The sequence below is a fragment of the Trichloromonas sp. genome, assembly GCF_041583255.1.
Classification (GTDB): Bacteria; Desulfobacterota; Desulfuromonadia; order Desulfuromonadales; family Trichloromonadaceae; genus Trichloromonas.
This window is the reverse complement of sequence record NZ_JBFHGD010000058.1, coordinates 1-16012: the sequence shown is the minus strand read 5'-3', so window position 1 is coordinate 16012 and position 16012 is coordinate 1. Positions and strand designations below refer to the sequence as shown.

At 63.3% G+C, this 16012-nt stretch carries 16 protein-coding genes; 4 read left to right on the top strand and 12 right to left on the bottom strand.

Annotation, left to right across the window (positions count from 1 at the left end; translation table 11 throughout):
• Nucleotides 1-2 precede the first annotated feature (2 nt).
• The 6 genes from ABYV89_RS06695 to ABYV89_RS06670 all read right to left on the bottom strand — a co-directional run bounded on the left by ABYV89_RS06695 (nucleotide 3) and on the right by ABYV89_RS06670 (nucleotide 4237).
• Nucleotides 3-905 carry a LysR family transcriptional regulator gene (locus tag ABYV89_RS06695; RefSeq protein ID WP_432822172.1) on the bottom strand — a complete coding sequence of 301 codons (903 nt, stop codon included), beginning with the start codon at nucleotides 903-905 and terminating at the stop codon, nucleotides 3-5.
• Nucleotides 906-1232: 327 nt separating this feature from the next.
• Nucleotides 1233-1661, bottom strand: coding sequence for an FKBP-type peptidyl-prolyl cis-trans isomerase (locus ABYV89_RS06690; RefSeq protein ID WP_432822171.1), 429 nt, complete (start codon nucleotides 1659-1661; stop codon nucleotides 1233-1235).
• 4 nt (nucleotides 1662-1665) lie between these two features.
• A complete protein-coding gene (locus ABYV89_RS06685) occupies nucleotides 1666-2097 on the bottom strand; it encodes an ADP-ribose-binding protein (protein WP_432822170.1) in 432 nt (143 codons plus the stop codon).
• The gene (locus tag ABYV89_RS06680) at nucleotides 2094-2399 is read right to left on the bottom strand and encodes a hypothetical protein (RefSeq protein ID WP_432822169.1); all 306 of its coding nucleotides are present in this window, start codon (nucleotides 2397-2399) and stop codon (nucleotides 2094-2096) included. Before ABYV89_RS06680 ends, ABYV89_RS06685 begins: the two co-directional genes overlap by 4 nt.
• A 34-nt stretch (nucleotides 2400-2433) precedes the next feature.
• Entirely contained in the window at nucleotides 2434-2682 is a 249-nt protein-coding gene (locus ABYV89_RS06675; protein WP_432822168.1) for a hypothetical protein, read from the bottom strand.
• A 142-nt stretch (nucleotides 2683-2824) separates the two neighbouring features.
• Nucleotides 2825-4237: a radical SAM protein gene (locus ABYV89_RS06670; protein WP_432822167.1), complete on the bottom strand. Its 1413-nt coding sequence runs from the start codon at nucleotides 4235-4237 to the stop codon at nucleotides 2825-2827.
• A 233-nt stretch (nucleotides 4238-4470) separates the two neighbouring features.
• On the opposite strand from ABYV89_RS06670, the gene ABYV89_RS06665 reads away from it, so the two are divergent.
• A complete protein-coding gene (locus ABYV89_RS06665) occupies nucleotides 4471-5685 on the top strand; it encodes a methyltransferase family protein (protein WP_432822166.1) in 1215 nt (404 codons plus the stop codon).
• A 413-nt stretch (nucleotides 5686-6098) separates the two neighbouring features.
• A complete protein-coding gene (locus ABYV89_RS06660) occupies nucleotides 6099-7439 on the top strand; it encodes a DEAD/DEAH box helicase (RefSeq protein ID WP_432822165.1) in 1341 nt (446 codons plus the stop codon).
• Between the two features lie 698 nt (nucleotides 7440-8137).
• Here ABYV89_RS06660 and ABYV89_RS06655 read toward each other — a convergent pair.
• The gene (locus tag ABYV89_RS06655; RefSeq protein ID WP_432822164.1) at nucleotides 8138-10948 is read right to left on the bottom strand and encodes an AMP-binding protein; all 2811 of its coding nucleotides are present in this window, start codon (nucleotides 10946-10948) and stop codon (nucleotides 8138-8140) included.
• 150 nt (nucleotides 10949-11098) lie between these two features.
• On the opposite strand from ABYV89_RS06655, the gene ABYV89_RS06650 reads away from it, so the two are divergent.
• Nucleotides 11099-11485, top strand: a complete 387-nt coding sequence (locus ABYV89_RS06650; RefSeq protein WP_432822163.1) for a DUF302 domain-containing protein — start codon at nucleotides 11099-11101, stop codon at nucleotides 11483-11485.
• 159 nt (nucleotides 11486-11644) lie between these two features.
• Here ABYV89_RS06650 and ABYV89_RS06645 read toward each other — a convergent pair whose 3' ends face one another.
• A complete protein-coding gene (locus ABYV89_RS06645; protein WP_432822162.1) occupies nucleotides 11645-11995 on the bottom strand; it encodes a toxin in 351 nt (116 codons plus the stop codon).
• Nucleotides 11996-12126: 131 nt separating this feature from the next.
• On the opposite strand from ABYV89_RS06645, the gene ABYV89_RS06640 reads away from it, so the two are divergent.
• A complete protein-coding gene (locus ABYV89_RS06640; RefSeq protein WP_432822161.1) occupies nucleotides 12127-12600 on the top strand; it encodes a YhcH/YjgK/YiaL family protein in 474 nt (157 codons plus the stop codon).
• Between the two features lie 94 nt (nucleotides 12601-12694).
• Here ABYV89_RS06640 and ABYV89_RS06635 read toward each other — a convergent pair whose 3' ends face one another.
• The 4 genes from ABYV89_RS06635 to ABYV89_RS06620 form a co-directional block, all read right to left on the bottom strand.
• Complete coding sequence (locus ABYV89_RS06635; RefSeq protein ID WP_432822160.1) at nucleotides 12695-13780, bottom strand: KamA family radical SAM protein; 1086 nt, start codon at nucleotides 13778-13780, stop codon at nucleotides 12695-12697.
• A gap of 5 nt (nucleotides 13781-13785) precedes the next feature.
• Nucleotides 13786-14268, bottom strand: a complete 483-nt coding sequence (locus ABYV89_RS06630; protein WP_432822159.1) for a GNAT family N-acetyltransferase — start codon at nucleotides 14266-14268, stop codon at nucleotides 13786-13788.
• Nucleotides 14255-15271, bottom strand: a complete 1017-nt coding sequence (locus tag ABYV89_RS06625) for a D-alanine--D-alanine ligase family protein (RefSeq protein WP_432822158.1) — start codon at nucleotides 15269-15271, stop codon at nucleotides 14255-14257. Before ABYV89_RS06625 ends, ABYV89_RS06630 begins: the two co-directional genes overlap by 14 nt.
• A partial coding sequence (locus tag ABYV89_RS06620) for a D-alanine--D-alanine ligase family protein (RefSeq protein WP_432822157.1) occupies nucleotides 15249-16012 on the bottom strand: 764 nt, incomplete at its 5' end. The genes ABYV89_RS06625 and ABYV89_RS06620, both read right to left, overlap by 23 nt.

Below are 16012 nucleotides of genomic sequence, written 5' to 3'. Positions count from 1 at the left end.
GGTCAGATCCGTTTCCAGGGGGGCGGGGTGAGCTTTTCCTGCAAGAAATCGATGAAGCTTTTCACTTTGGCGGAAAGGTGGCGGGGCGAAGGGTAGACGGCGTGGATGCCGGAGCCCGGCGGGGCCCAGCCTTCCAGAGCGATCAGCAGGCGGCCTTTCTGCAGGTCTTCCCAGCAGATCATCTCCGGCAGGGCGACCAGCCCTTGCCCCGCGACCGCCGCATCCCGCGCCATGGCCAGGCTGTTGACCCGCAGGTTCCCCCGGATGGCCACGCTGGTCATCTCGCCTTGCTCCGAAAGGAGCTTGAGGTGGCTGCGGGGGGACGCGGGCGAAAGGATCATCTCGTGCCCGGAGAGATCGTCCGGGGTCTGCGGTTTGCCCTTCGCCGCCAGGTACGCCGGGCTGGCGCAGATAAAGACGCTTTCACTGGCCAACTTGCGGGCCATCAGCGAAGAGTCCGGCAAAACACCGGCCCGAAGGGCCAGGTCGAAGCCTTCTTCGATGAGATCAACGACACGGTTGCCCAGTTCGACTTCAATCTGAACCTGCGGATACCGGCGCAGGTATTCGGCCACAACTTCGCCAAGGTAGAGACTGCCGAATTCGGTCGGCGCGGTAATCCGCAGCCGCCCCCGAGGCGTCGCCCGCATCCGGGCCACCGAAAGGTTGGCCTCTTCGGCCTCACTGACAATCCGCAGGCAGTTCTCGAAATAGGTCGCGCCGATTTCGGTCAGCTTGAGCGCCCGGGTCGTCCGCTCCAGCAGGCGCACCCCCAGCTCTTCCTCGAGCTGGGCGACCTTGCGGCTGACCGTCGATTTAGGCAGCCCGAGCAACCTGGCCGCCCCGGTGAAACTGCCCGCCTCGACCACCTTGGTAAAGACCGCCATGTCGTTGAGGTTCAGCATCGGCTCGAATCCTTCGGCTAAATGGGACAATGAAGACATAATAGCCATTTTGAGGCGGTTATTGAAACAAAGAATAAATCTAAAATTGCGGCGCAGGTGCGGCAGCGCTTCGGAATACACAACTTTGATGGGCTTCAATCCCCGGCCGGGTCGAAACCCGGCCGCTACGTGACGACACGATCCCAAAGGGCGCCGGTCAAATAAAAAAAGAGCCTCCGGGTCTCAATGACCTGAGGCTCTTGCTTGTTCTGAATGGATATCTCAACAGATACCGCATCGCTCTGATTTTAGTTTACGGGCGTTCAGCGTTGCCCCCTTTTCTGCTGCTCAGCCGATCGACTCCAGCTGCAGGGCGAAGGTCAGATCGAGCCCGGCCAGCGGATGGTTGCCGTCGAAGGTCACCTCGGTGTCGTTGACCTCGATCACCCGCATCAGCAGTTCGTTGCCGTCAGCGAGCTGCATGTGCACTTTCTGCCCCGGCTTCGGCTCGCTTCCCGCCGGCAGCGAATCGCGCTGCAGCACCAGGATGTTCTCCTTGCGGCGCGGGCCGTAGGCCTGCTCGGCCGGGATCAGCAGATTCTTCGCCTGCCCTGCAGTCATGCCGATGATCGCCTGCTCGAGGGCGGGAAAGACCTCGTCGCTGCCGATGGTGAATGTGAGCGGCTCCTGCTCCTCGGTACTGTCGAAGATGTACCCGTTATCGAGGGTACCGATGTACCTGATGGTCACTCTGTCGCCCTGCTCTGCTTTTTTCACTGGCTTACTCCTTGGCGCGGATGACCAGAAAACGGTCATCGAAATACTTTTGTAAAATCGGTCTGACTTCATGCCACTGCAGGCCGCCGCCGCCGCAGCCGGGACGGGGCACCAACACCTGCGGCCAGCCGCGCTCCTCGACCAGGGCGAGAAGCTCGGCGCAGGAGCGCTCGATCAGGCCCAGCCCGGGGACATCGAAGGGGCTGTTTTCGACCGGAAAACTGACCAGCCCGTTATCGAGATCATGAACGTGATTCCCCTTCTCACGGATCAAGCGTCCCAGTTGGCCGGACAATTCCGGAAACCGGTCCCGCGCCTGGCGGGCACAGCCCCGCGGCATGGCGCAGTCGCCCCGGGGGGTGACCATGCCGCCGGTGGTGATGCAGACCGGCACTCTCCCCAGGTAGTCCCACAGGTTGCCGACGACCTCTTTCACGGTGCGGCCGGCACCCCGAGGATGTCGCGCATCACCCCGACCAGGCAGTTGTAGACCTCCTCGCGGGTATTGATAAACCGGGGGATGTCATCGTTGAGGATTTCTTCGAGCTTGTGCAGCACCTGGCCGTCGTCGACCTCCAGCGTATTCATCACCTGCTCGAACATCGGGATCACATCATAGAGATCGTCGCGGTCGAAGGGATTGGGGTCGGGCAGACCGCTGAACTTGGGGAGCTCGCGGGTCTCTTTCTTGCGCGGATAACGGAATTGCAGATCCGATGGTTTGATCATCACACCCATGGTTTAACTCCTTTCGCTGATCGATTTTCGCCGACTACCCGCAACTCGAACCACAACCGCCGGCCTTCGAGCAGTGGCTGCGACAGAGGCTGCGGCTGGCGCCGCCATGGGCGACAGCATAGGCATCGAGGCTGGCACCATCGATGAACCATTGTCCGTCGATTTCCTGCCCGGCAATCAGCTTGCGTTTGATGTGCATGAGAACACTCAACTCGGTGGTGCCCAGCTGGGTCGCCGCCTCGTCGATCGGAACCAGGTTGGAACAATCATTATCTGCAGACATCGTTCGCTTCTCCTTGTCGATTGAACAATAAAAATGCCCGCGGAAAAAAATTTCCGCGGGCATCGTTGCCGGATAAGGGATACGTCGTCGTATCCGTGTTGTGCTCTGTGGGATCAATCTGCAGGGAACGGGCCAGCTTCCATCAATAATAGTTCTGCAGCCCCTCGACAAGTCGCTCATAGACGGACATTTCGCCCAGCAATGTATCCTCGTCCAAGTGTCCTCCGCCCTCTTCTGCGAGCAGGAAACTTCCTGTAAAATCAGCTATTTCATCACCAGACAGCAGGAAGTCGCGACCAACCCGGGAACGCTCCACGATCACCTGCTTGCGGCTGCCGATTTTTACGGCAACAAAGGGATTGCGGTAACTCATCGACGACAGCTGCCTGCTGGCCGAGTAAGCGACCTGCAGGGAAAATGCTGAAAAATCGAGCAGCGCCCAGAGACCCGGATGGACGCTGAGCCGCTCTTTCGAACTGCTGAGCTGCCAGAGCTCGGCGGGCTGCCCCTGTTCGCGCAACGCCTCGACCTGACGACCGAGATCCGCAGCGCTGCCGAGCAGGGTCAGCGTGCGCAGGTAGCCGGCCGCGGTGAGCGCCTCGAATCCCTTGCCGACAAAAACGGCATTGCGCTGACGCGAAGCCAGGGCCTGGTAGCGGTTCTTGTAAACGAAGGAGCAGTAATTGACCGGCAGGCCAAGTTTCTGATCGAGGGAGAACTGCAGCAGTTCCAGCGCGGTCAGCTCCGATTCGAGCACGGTGACCTTGTCGCCGTGGATATAGGTGTAGCCCCGGGGGACCAGGTGCTCGTAGTTGTACGGCGTCAGCCGCAGTTGGTGCAGGTTGAGATGGTTGACTCCCGCCTCGCGCATCTCCACCATCTTGGCCTTCATCGGCTCCAGCTCTTCGGGGATGGCAGGGATTTCCACCGTCACCGTCGGGATCGTTCCGACCGCCAGCCGCAGCTTGTCCAGGTGGTAGTCGGTAGCACCGATGTCGAAGCGGATTTCGTCGAGCCCGGCATCGCGCAGCTGACCGAGAATCTCCCGGTTGACCAGGGTGCCGTTGGTGTAGAGCCAGACGTGCATGCGCTCACCGAAGTGGCGCTTGATCGCCGCAACAAAAGCCAGGCTGCGTCCCGGGGTCAGCAGCGGTTCGCCGCCGCTGATGCTGGCGCCGGTGAAGCCGAAGCGTTCAAGGTAGGCGACATAATCGGCCGGGGTGCGAAAGTCGACGGTGTTGGTGGTCGGCAGGCCGATTTCGTCCTGCGAGGTCGGGCAGTAGAAACAGCGGCAGTTGCAGCTGCCGCTGATAAAGAGGCACGACCAGCCCCCTTGCGCACAGATCCGGCAGCCGGGCGAGAGGCCCTGCATATCGAGCTTGCTGCCGCCGCAGCCGGTCAGCGCCCGCCCTTCGAGCGATTGCAGCAGCTCGGCCCGCCGGGCATTGGCCCGGGAGGCGCCCGTGGGGTCGAGAAAGGTCAGTTGCGAGTAGCGGTCGCCGTATTCCTGGCGGTTGGCCTCGATGTTCCGTTGCTGCAGCGGAGAAAAGTTCATGGCCGGGTGCTCCTCCTGGACGCAAAGCACCCCCTTCCGGCCTCAGCCGACAAGGGGGTGGTAACGGCGCGAAATATAGTCGAAAAACAGCGCTTCGCCAAGCTTTATTCGCAGTCACCGCTTTTTTCCTGCCCCCGCGGCCGGAACCGGCAGAGCACCAACCGCTGGCATTCTGATTCGTACGCGCTAAACTTACAGTATCATTACATCCTCCCTCTCTGCTGGAGCGCGTCATGCCGGAACAACCGGGATCGAAACTGCTCATCGTCGGCACCACTTTCGCCTACCTGCTGATCGGGCTGGAAGTGCTCTTCATGATTACCCCCTTTGCCCTCTTCTTCTACTCGGTCTACGGACCGATCCTCAAATGGTTCGCCTCCTCGCCGGCCACCGCCTGGCTCAACGAGTTCTTTCTGCCGCACATGATTTTCGTCGACGATCCGCTGCTGATCGGCCTGTCGTACCTGCAGGCGCTCTTTGCCATCGGCCTGCTGCTCTTTTTGGCCGGCGCCATCCCGCTCTATTACGGCCGGCTGCGCAAAAAAGGGGTGGTCAGCTTCGGCCCCTACGCCCGCCTGCGCCACCCCCAGTACCTGTCCCTGGCCCTGTCGGGGTTCGGCCTGATGCTGTACTGGCCGCGCTTTTTGGTGCTGATCTTTTATGTCACCATGCTGTTCGTCTACTACCTGCTGGCCCGCAACGAGGAGTGGCGGATGAAGCGGGAACAGCCCGGCAGCTACCAGGAGTACATGGACCGCACCTGGATGTTTGTGCCGGGGGAACCGGGGGGCAAGCTCTTTCGCCTGCTGCTGGGCTGGATTCCCTCGAAAGGGCTCGGCCTGCTGGCGCTCTACCTGGTCACCCTGGGACTGTCGGTGCTGGCGGCGCTGGGGCTGCGCGCCTACACCCTCGACCGCCTGCCGCAGGCGACCAGCGGCGACATGCACCTGGTCTCGGTCTATCCCCGCCCGGCCGACCAGCTGCAGCAGCTCTACGGGCAGGCGCTGGAGTCGGCCGAAGTCCGGGACTTTCTGCAGGCCAACCGCATCAGCCTGGCCTACCTGATGCCGGGAGATTTCTTTCTGACCGGGCTGCTGCTTAAGGAAGGGCCGCGCTTTTCCGAAGCCAAGCTCAAGCGCTATCCGCATCTGCGCAATATCGGAAAAGGCAAACACGACGGCGGGCTGGTCAAGTTTTTCCGCCTCGGCTACAAGTTTTTCCGGACCATCGGCACCACCCGCCGGGTCTACGACTTCGAGCGGATCATTTTCACCCGCGCCAGCGAGATCGACGGCAGCCCGGCCAGTTCCGAACGGGCTTTTGCCATCGGCGTGGTACGCAACCCGGCCCTGGTGGTCGATATCGACTTTGAAACCGGAGAAATCGTTTCGGTACAGGCCGTCTCCGGCCAGCACAGCTGGGGCGAACTGCCGATGCCCGTACTCTGACAACGCAGAGCGGGGACCGGAACCTGCGGCGGCCCACAAAAAAAACTTGCATTCATATCCAGAACCTGTATGATGCCCTGTTGGCAGTTCAGCCCTCCGGCGATTTATTCGCCCGGGACAGAGCACACCCTGTCCCAATCATCGATCCCTGACCCACCCGCTCCTCTCCCTTTCGGAAACCGCGGCATTCATTCAGGTTAGCGACGATGTGAATGCCAATCCGGTGTTTCGGAACACCCCGGCGCTAAATGCTGCGCCCGGCGGTTCGCTTTCCCGTTCCCCCTCACCGTTACTTGTGTCTGCCGCCCGTTCCGGAGCATCGGTTGCTTCGCCGGCGGACGCGTCTCTATTATTGGCCCACGCCCTGCCGATCCGTTGACGGACCGCGCCCGGGAGAGGCCGAAGGATGTTTAATGTCTTTTGCAGAACTCAACCTGATTCCCGCCCTGCTCAAAGGAATCACCGATTGCGGCTACACCACCCCTACCCCGGTCCAGGCCAAAGCCATCCCCGATGCCCTGGCCGGTCGCGACATTCTGGCCTCGGCCCAGACCGGCACCGGCAAGACCGCAGCGTTCATGCTGCCGGCCCTGCAGCTCATGGCTCAACCGGTCGCCAAACTCCGCGGCGCCCCTCGCGTCCTGGTGCTGACCCCGACCCGCGAACTGGCCGGCCAGATCGTCGACGCCACCCGCACCTTCGGCCGCCACATCAACCCGCGCTTTGCCCTGCTGCTCGGCGGCATGCCCTACCGCGACCAGTTCAAATCCCTGCAGGCCTCGCCCGACCTGGTGGTCGGCACCCCCGGCCGGCTGGTAGATCACCTGAACCGCGGCTCCCTCGACCTGTCGCGCCTGGAAATTTTGGTTCTCGACGAGGCCGACCGCATGCTCGACATGGGCTTCAAGGACGACCTGGAAAAGATCATCGCCGGCGCCCCGGCCAATCGCCAGACCCTCTTTTTCACCGCCACCCTCAACCGCACCATGACCGAGATGGCAAAACGGATGCTGCGCAATCCTGCGCGGATTGACATCGCCGGCAGCAAGCTGACCCTCGATGCCATCGAACAGCGCCTGCACGTCACCGACAACCGCCAGCACAAGTCAAAACTGCTGCAGCACCTGGTCGCCAATCAGGACATCAACCAGGCCATCATCTTCTCCGCCACCAAGCGCGACACCGATGTTCTGGCCCGCGAACTGTCGGCCCAGGGACACCGGGCCGCCGCCCTGCACGGCGACATGAACCAGGCTGCCCGCAACCGCACCCTCTCCGACCTGCGCCGCGGCAAGATCAAGCTGCTGGTGGCCACCGACGTTGCCGCCCGCGGCATCGACGTGACCAGCATCAGCCACGTCATCAACTTTGACCTGCCGATGTTCGCCGAAGACTACGTCCACCGCATCGGCCGCACCGGCCGCGCCGGCGCCACCGGCACCGCGATCTCCTTCGCCTCGTCCGCCGAAACCGCCGCCCTGCGCCGCATCGAGCGCTACATCGGCCAGAGCCTGCCGCAGCAGGTGGTGGTCGGACTCGAGCCGACCCGGGCGCTGGATACCCGCCCGGCCCGCAGCGGTCGTCCCCCGGCACGCAACAGCCGGCCGCAGAAACCCGGCGAATACAAAGGCCGCGGCGAGGCCAGGGGAAACAAGGATTTCCCGGCCAAGACGCGCACCGAGCGCAAGGCCCCGGTGGTCGAATACCGGACCAGGCGCCCCGAAGGGCGCACCACCGCCCCGACCGGCCGCTAAAACCGACGCGGCAGAGAGATTACCTCTCTGCCGCGTTTTTTTGCTCCCTTCCCCCTTCGCCGCCGCCGGAGCGGAGTGGACGTTTGGGGAAAAAGCCGTGAGCCTAAGCGAAGCGCATGTGAACGGCCCCCAAACGTCTGCGTAGCGGAGGGAACCCGCCGCAGGCGGGCAAGGCGTTGGGGGCGCCCTTTTGATCCAAACTTTTGGGCGAACAAAAGTTTGGGCGGCGTCCGGGGCCGCACCCCCGGGGTTTTGATTTAGATCTTTGTGCTGATACTTGACGAGCACCGAAAAGCACAAAACCGGCGGGATTCGCCCCGCCAGTCGACTTCCTTTTCTTGCTCACCCAAGAAAAGGAAGCAAAAGAAGGGTGCCCGGCTCCTTGCCCTTCGGGTTCCCTGCGCTCCGCAGACGTTTTGCGGCCGGGCAAAAACTCGCTACGCTCAGACATTTGCCCGCCTGTTTCGCAAAACGTCCACTCCGCTTCGGCGGCGTCACACGGGTCAAAGCATCAGAAAAACCCTCCCCTTGACCCACCTCAAAGAAAAAACCTCCCCCCGCATGGCATAATCAAAAAGCCTCCGACAGAAAGGGAATTCCGCCATGCCCTCCAGCGAAACCATCGTCACTCTATTAATCTGGGTTCTCACCGCCGCCGGCCTCTTTTTCGGCCTGCGCGCCGCCTGGCGACGCCGGCGCTAGCCTTCCCCCTCCCCCAGGTCCGGCTCACCGCAGCGCGGCAGAATATACTGCCGCGACAACTCGCGCAGGCGCAGAGCGGCATCCCAGGAGGAGAGCTGCGGATCCGGCTGTATCGGCGCACCGATCTCGACCTCGATGGCGCCCCGGTGCGGCAGCTTGTCGTCGCCGCGCAAAATCGAGCGGGTGCCGCGGATCGCCACCGGCACCACCGGCAGAGAAGCCTCGGCGGCGGCAAGGAAAGCCCCCAGGCGAAAGGGACGCAGCCCGGGCGCCCGGGTGAAGGTGCCCTCGGGGAAGTAGACCAGGGTCTGCCCTGCGCGCGCGAGGCTGCCAATGCGGCGGGCATCCTCCACCCCCTGCTGGCGGTCGCTCCGCTCGACAAAGACGCTGCCGATTTTCCGCAGAAACGGGCCTGATAGCCGCCCGGATTCCAGCTCGGCCTTGGCGACGAAGGAAAATTCCGGCGGCAGCGCGGCCACCAGCACCAGTCCGTCGAGGTAGCTGGCGTGATTGGCCACCACTACGCCGGGCCCCCTTCCGGCCATTTGCTCGAGCCCCGTCACGGCCAGGGGCACCCGCGCCGCCCGCGACAGGAATCTCAGGGCCCCGCGCATGCAGGCCCAACGCCAGGCCGGGCGCGGCAGCAGCACCACCGCCAGCCACACGCCTGGCGCAGTGAGCCAAAACAACAGCCGCAGGGTACGGCCGTAAAGCTGGTCGGCGCCCCGCTGCCGCAACCGCTGCCAGCTGCCGCCCAGGGCGAGCAGGGCAATGCGCAGCAGCATCCGCCAGCGCGGCTCCGCAATCCCCAGCCGGCCCTGCTCGTGCAGCTCGCGACAGGCGGCCCGCCGCAGCTTGCCGCTCGAGGTCTTGAGCAGGCTCTTCGGCGGCGCCAGCACCAACTCGTCGACCGGGCTGCCGACCAGGTCGACCGCCAGCCCGTTGATTTCCTGCCGCAGCCTCTCCCGCACAACCGGGTCGGCCTCGCGGGTTTCCGCCACCAGCACCAGCCGCTCGGTTCCGGCGGCCCGGTCCCGGCAGCCGAAGACCACCACGTTTCCCTTGCGGATCCCGGGCAAGCGCCCCACGGCTTCTTCCAGCTCCTGCGGATAAACATTGCGGCCGGCGATGATGATCAGGTCCTTGCTGCGGCCGGTCAGGCACAGCTCTCCCCCGGCCATGTAGCCGAGGTCCCCGGTTTCGAGCCAGCCGTTGGCAAAGAGTTTCGCGCTCTGCTCCGGGGCGCCGAAATAGCCGCTGGTCGCCGAGGGGCCGCGAAACTGCACCTGGCCCTCGCGACGCTCGGGCAGCTCCTGGCCGCCGGGACCGAGGATGCGGATCTCGTGACCGTCGAGTGGACGGCCGCAGACCACCACCTGCAGCGCCCCCTCCTCGTTCTGCGGAATCGCCTTGCCGCTGCGGGCGAAGACTTCCCGGTCGATGCGGTCGATCAGCGGGCCGCGTCCGCAGGGGGGGAAGGCCAGGCCGACCGAGTTTTCCGCCAGCCCGTAGACCGGCATCAGCGACTCGCGCCGAAAGCCGTAAGCGGCGAAGCGGGCGCAAAAGTTCTCCAGGGTCTCGGGGCTGACCGGCTCGGCACCATTGAAGGCGCAGCGCCAGGAGTCGAGATCGAGCCCGGCCAGCTCCTCTTCCTTGAGCCGGGCCAGGCAGATCTCGTAAGCGAAGTTGGGCGCCGGCGACAGGGTGCCCCGGTAGCGGTGAATGGCCCAGAGCCAGCGGCCGGGACGGGCGAGAAAATCGAGGGGGGAGAGCAGGACCAGGGGGAGACCGTAATAGAGTCCGGCCAGCCAGGTGCCGATCAAGCCCATGTCGTGGTAGAGGGGGAGCCAGCTGACAATGACGTCGGTTTCGGCCACCTGAACCGCCTTCCCCATGGCGCGTATGTTGACCAGCAGGTTGCTGTGGGAGAGGATCACCCCCTTGGGGTTGCCGGTGCTGCCGGAGGTATACTGGAGCATCGCCGTGTCCTTTGGCCTGCACGGCGGCGGTGCGAACCCGGCGGCAGCGGTGCCAAGTTCGGCCACCGAGACCAGGTGCTTCAGCGAGGGGAGCTGGAGCTTAAGCAGGCGGGCAAAGGGGAGAGCTTCGGCAAAGGCGATCAGGGCCGTCGCCGCGCAGGTTGAAAGGATGGCCAGCTGCCGGCGCAGGTGGTCTTCGAGCATGGCCAGCCGCACCGGCGGATAGATCGGCACCGGCACCGCTCCGGCCAGCACGGTTCCATAAAAGGCCGCCAGGTAATCGGGCCCGGTCGGGAGCATGATCGCCACCCGTTCGCCCGGCGCCACCCCGAGCGCCTGCAGCCCCCCCGCCACCGCCACGGCGGACTCCTGCAGGCGGCGGTAGCTGAGCACCTCGCCTTCGCCCCGGTCGGCATAGAAACGCACGTGGGGACGCTCGGGATGGCGTTCAACGTGCCAGGCCAGCACTTCGGGCAGGGAGACCGCCTGCACGGGAACCTCCCAGGCCCCTTCGCCGGCCACCGCCTCGATCCGCTCACCGGCGGCTTCGATCCCGCCTTGCCCGGCGTCCGACAGCGCCGCCAGCAGATCCCGCACCCTTTCCGCCTCGCTGACCGCCCGCTCTTCCAGCCGCACCCCGAAGCGCCGCTCGATCCGGTTCAGCAGCTCCATCCGCGCCAGGCTGTCGAGCCCGAGATCACGGTCGAGAAACGTATCGAGATCGATCCGCAGCATCGCCGCCTGGCCGGGGCGGAGTTCCGCGACCAGCTCGCGCAGCAGTTCGAGCAGCTGTTGAGTGCTGTCGTTACCAGAAGTCGGCCGCGTCATCTTTCACCTCCCGGCTAGTGCCCATACCGACTATTTTAACAGCTGGCTGAAAAGCGCAAGCGGCCACGACGCTCGATTTACTTTGGCCTGGCGCATGCTATTTTTAACTGACCCCTGTTTCCGGAACCCTCATCCGAAAGGATCCGTCCCATGTCCTACTACATCCATAAAACCATCGACACCTCCTTTGACGCCGCCGTTGCGAAAGTCACCGAAGCGCTGAAAGAGGAAGGTTTCGGCATTCTCACCGAAATTGACGTCAAGGCGACGCTGAAGAAAAAACTCGACGTCGACTTTCGCAACTACCGGATCCTCGGGGCCTGCAACCCGCCCTTTGCCTACCAGGCGCTGCTGGCGGAGCCCAAAATAGGCACCATGCTCCCCTGCAACGTGATTGTCGAAGAGGTGACCGCCGGCAAAACCGAGGTCTCCGCCGTCGATCCGCTGGCCTCGATGCAGGCCATCGAAAATCCGGCCCTTCAGGCCATCGCCGCACAGATCCAGGCGAAACTCCGGAAGGTCATCGATATCCTGTAATAGCGAACGCCTGCACAACAGTTCCCGGCGGCCAACACGGCCCGCGAATTCACGCAATTCGACCGAAATTCCAACATCTTCTACCATGGTGTTCGAGCAGGTCTCAGTTTCAAATTCTGACTCTAGCGATCCATTGCTTTTCCCTGCGCAGCCATACGTTCACCCCAGGTGCCGCAGGTGGGCAGTCTGCTCATTCTTGTGGTAAATATCGAAAAAAACCACGCTGTGGTCGGTGACTTCGCCGCAACTCCCGCAATGTTCCTCGAGCTTTTTCGTTTCCTTGCGGCACTGCTCGCACCAGTGATAGATCAGACGATAATCCCTTCGGCCGACATATTTTTTCAGCCGCCCGTGATGGACGCCGTGCATCCAGCCGTCGGCGTCCCCCGGGGTTTGCAGCAAACGCTCGATGACCTGCAGAATGCGCGCATGGCCCGACCGGTCGTGACGACGGACCTTTTCCAGCTTGCCGGCAAAGTGATCGGTGGGATGATAGAGATATTTGCTCATAGAACCGTACCCCATGCGGATGAGTTAAAGAGCGGCCGCTGCGCCGATTGGTTTTGTTGCCTTGACTTTGTCTTCCAGGCGGCAATAATAGCCGCCTGCCACGACCATAACCGATGCGACAGGGGAATTCAATGATCGTTGACCGACTGAAAAACTGGCAGCTGTATCACTTCGGCCCGGCCTGGCGGACCGCCTTTGAATTTCTTGAAACGCTGACGGCCGAAACGGCCGACGGACGTTATGCTTTGCAGGGGGACGAAATCTTCGCCATCGTCATGAGCTACGAAACCCGCTCTGCAGACGGGGCGATTCTCGAGGCCCATCGCCGCTATGTCGACATCCAGACCGTTCTGCGCGGCCAGGAGGGCTTTGCATGGTTCCCGGTACCGTCCCTTACCGTAGATCAGCCTTACGATGCCGAAAAAGACGTAGAATTCTACCTGCGCCTCGAGCCTGGTCCGGCCAGGGTGGACGTCACCCCTTCCCTCTTCGTCGCCCTCTTTCCCGAAGACGCCCACATGCCCACCCTGAGGGTAGGCGCCCGAAGCGAGTTAATCAAAAAGGTGGTGGTAAAAATCCGGCAGGAGCTGCTGAAGCCCATCTGATAACAGCCGGGCGCTGAAAGTACCTGATCCAAACGTTAAGAGCCGGCCCCCTTGCGGGAGCCGGCTCTTCATCTTTCAGTGCAACAACAACGGGCTAGCGGCTGGCGTTGACGGCGCTGCGCTTTTCTTCTTCGAACACCGGGGCCGGGTTGGCGTAGGTGTAGGTATTGCCCTGGTAGTTCTTGAGCACCACCTGATCGCCGAGACTCTGCAGATAGTCGGGCAGAATGGGGATCTTGCCGCCGCCGCCGGGGGCGTCGATGACGTAGGCCGGCACCCCCATCCCCGAGGTGTGGCCGCGCAGGGCGCGCATGACCTCGAGCCCTTCTTCGACGCTGGTACGGAAGTGGTCGGTCCCCTCCACCATGTCGGCCTGGTAGATGTAATAGGGCTTGACCCGGATCGCCAGCAGCTTCTGCATCAGTCTCTTCATCACCGCCGGATCGTCGTTGATCCCCCGCATCAGCACGGTCTGGTTGCCGAGCGGGATGCCGACGTCGGCCAGCCGGCCGCAGGCCTTGGCCGAGGTCTCGGTGATCTCGTCCGGGTGGTTGAAGTGGGTGTTGATGTAGAGCGGGTGGTAGCGGCGCAGGATGCGCACCAGCGCCGGGGTGATCCGCTGCGGCAGCACCACCGGCACCCGGGTGCCGATGCGGATGATCTCGACGTGGGCGATCGCCCGCAGCTCCTTCAGAATCCAATCCAGCCGCTCATCGCCCAAAAGCAGCGGGTCGCCGCCGGAGAGGATGACGTCGCGAACCTCGGGGCGGCTGCGGATGTAGGCGATCCCCGCCTCGAGGGTCTGGCGGTCGATCTGCATGCTTTCGCCACCGACCTTGCGCTTGCGGGTGCAGAAGCGGCAGTACATGGCGCATTCGGAACAGACCAGGAAGAGCACCCGGTCGGGATAGCGATGGACCAGGTTGGGAACCGGGCTCTGGTTCTCTTCGTCGAGCGGGTCGGCCATGCAGACCGAGGCGTGCAGTTCTTCTTCGGCGGGTACCGCCTGTTTCCAGATCGGGTCGCCGACCGATTTGATAAGACTGAGATAGTAGGGGTTGACCCGCATCGGGTAGCGCTCGGCCACTTCTTCGAGAGGGCGCGGGTCAACACCGAAACGACGGGTCAGGTCGCCGGGACGGGTAATGCTCGCCTGCAACAGTTTCTGCCAGGTCTCCATCTTTTTCAGTTCTCCTTGAGTGCTGAAAAACGTTTGATGTACGTGAGACGGTCATCGCCGGGCTTGTAGAAATCGCGAATCCGCGATTCTTCGGTGTAGCCGGCCTGGTCGTAAAAGCGGCGGGTGCGCTCGTAGCTCCCCTGGGACGAGGTTTCCAGGCAAACCATATACGCCCCCTTTTTTTGCGCCTCGGTCTCGGCATGCTCCATCAGCTGCCGGCCAAGGCCCTTGCCCTGCACCGCCGGGTCGGTGGCGATCCAGTAGATGTCGTAATTGCCGACCGTAAGCGGCACCGGCCCGAAGAGGATGTAGCCGGCCACCTGGCCTTCATTCTCGGCCACCGCCACCTGGTAGTCCTGCTGCCAGGGCTGCTCGAGGACGATGTTCAACAGTTCGACCGCGCAATCGACCTCGGGCTCGGTAAAAGCTCCGGTCTCCTTGAGAATACGGGTCAGCGCGGTCAGGTCGCTCGGTTTAAGGCTTCGCATGGACAGGCTCCTTGCGTTTCAGTGCGAGGTTGAGAATCCGCTCGATCAGCTTGGGATAGCCGAGGCCGGCGCTAGCGGCACTGCGGGCCAGGCCGGCGTCGGGGGAGAGGTCGGGATTGGCGTTGATCTCGAGAATATAGGGGACACCGTCGCGCATGCGGATGTCGACCCGGGCGTAGTCGCGGCAATCGAGCAGCTTGCAGGCGCGCAGGGCGACATCCCGCACCAGCAGCGTCTCCTTCGCCTTGAGCGGTGCCGGGCAGACCGGCTCGGTCTGGGCGTATTCGGCGGAATCCTCCAGCCACTTGCCGTCGTAACTGACGATGGTGCGCTTGAGGCCGGGCTTGAAGACGATCTCGGAGACCGGCAGCGCCTCCATCGGCGCATTGCCGAGCACGGCGGCATTGAGTTCGCGCCCCTCGATGAACTCCTCGACCAGGGCCCCTTGGCGGTAGGTGTCGTGGACGTAGCGGATCCGCCTGGTCAGGGCCTTCTCGTTGTCGACGATGCTCTCCAGCGTAATCCCCAGCGAGGCATCTTCGAAGCGGGGCTTGACGATCAGCGGGTAGGTGAGATTCTTGGTTTTGGGAAACAGCTCTCCCAGGCGCACCAGCACGTAACGGGGAGTCGGCAGGCTGTGGGCATGCAGCAGATCCTTGGTGCGCGCCTTGTCCTGGGTCAGCCCGAGGCAGAGGGGCGAGGAGCCGGTATAGGCGACCCCAAGCAGGTCGAGCAGGGCCGCCACGTGCAGTTCCTTGCGGCTGTCGCCCCAGAACCCTTCGCAGAGGTTGAACACCGCATCGGGGCGGGCAGCGCGCAGTTCCTCGGCAAAGGCAACCAGGTCGGCGGCCAGCGGCACCAGCTTGACTTTGTGCCCCAGCTGCTGAAGGGCGGCCTTGACCGCGCGGGCCTCTTTTTCGGCCCCCTCTTCGGAAATGCGGTCGAGGGACTCGCCCTTGAAAAGTTTGGGTGGAACCCGGTTAAAGCATACGGAGACGTTCATCTGAAACCCCCTGGTGCAGATTGTGGCGCTGGCTCGCGGCGTCGACCACCGTGAGAATCATCTGCTCGTAGGATAGCCCTGCGGCGCGCGCCGCCTTTGGAAAGCAGCTGTTCTGCTCCGGGCGCGGCAGGATGCCGGGGAGTGGGTTCAGTTCGATGATGCTGGGCAGTCCGCTAGCATCGAGCCGCACGTCAATGCGGCACCAGTCGCGACAACCCATGGCGGAAAAGGCCTGCCGGCAGATTTCTTCGATGCGCTTCTGCAGCAGGGGCTCGAGACGAGCCGGGCAGGAAAAGATCTGCAGCGGGTCTTCTTCCCGATCCCACAGCCACTTGGCTTCATAGGAATAGATCGGGTTGACCCCCGCAGGGAGGGTATCGAAATTGATCTCGACGATCGGCATCACCCGCAGCGAGGCGCCGTTGCCGAGCAGGGCCACGGTGAACTCGCGGCCGGGGAGAAACTCTTCGACCAGGGCCGGCTGGCGGTAGGTCTCAAGCACCCACTCGACCTGGCGCACCAAAGCCTTGCGGTCAGTTACCAGGGCCTTGTCGGTAACCCCCTTGCTCGAGCCTTCGAGGGTCGGCTTGACCATCAGCGGGTAGCGCAGCCGGGAAGGGAGCTCGGCCATCGACGACACCACCACGAAGCGGGGGGTCGGAATACGGTAGTAGCTGAGGATTTCCTTGGTGCGCCGCTTGTCGAGGCAGTTGCCCAGGGTGACCGGATCGCTGCCGGTAT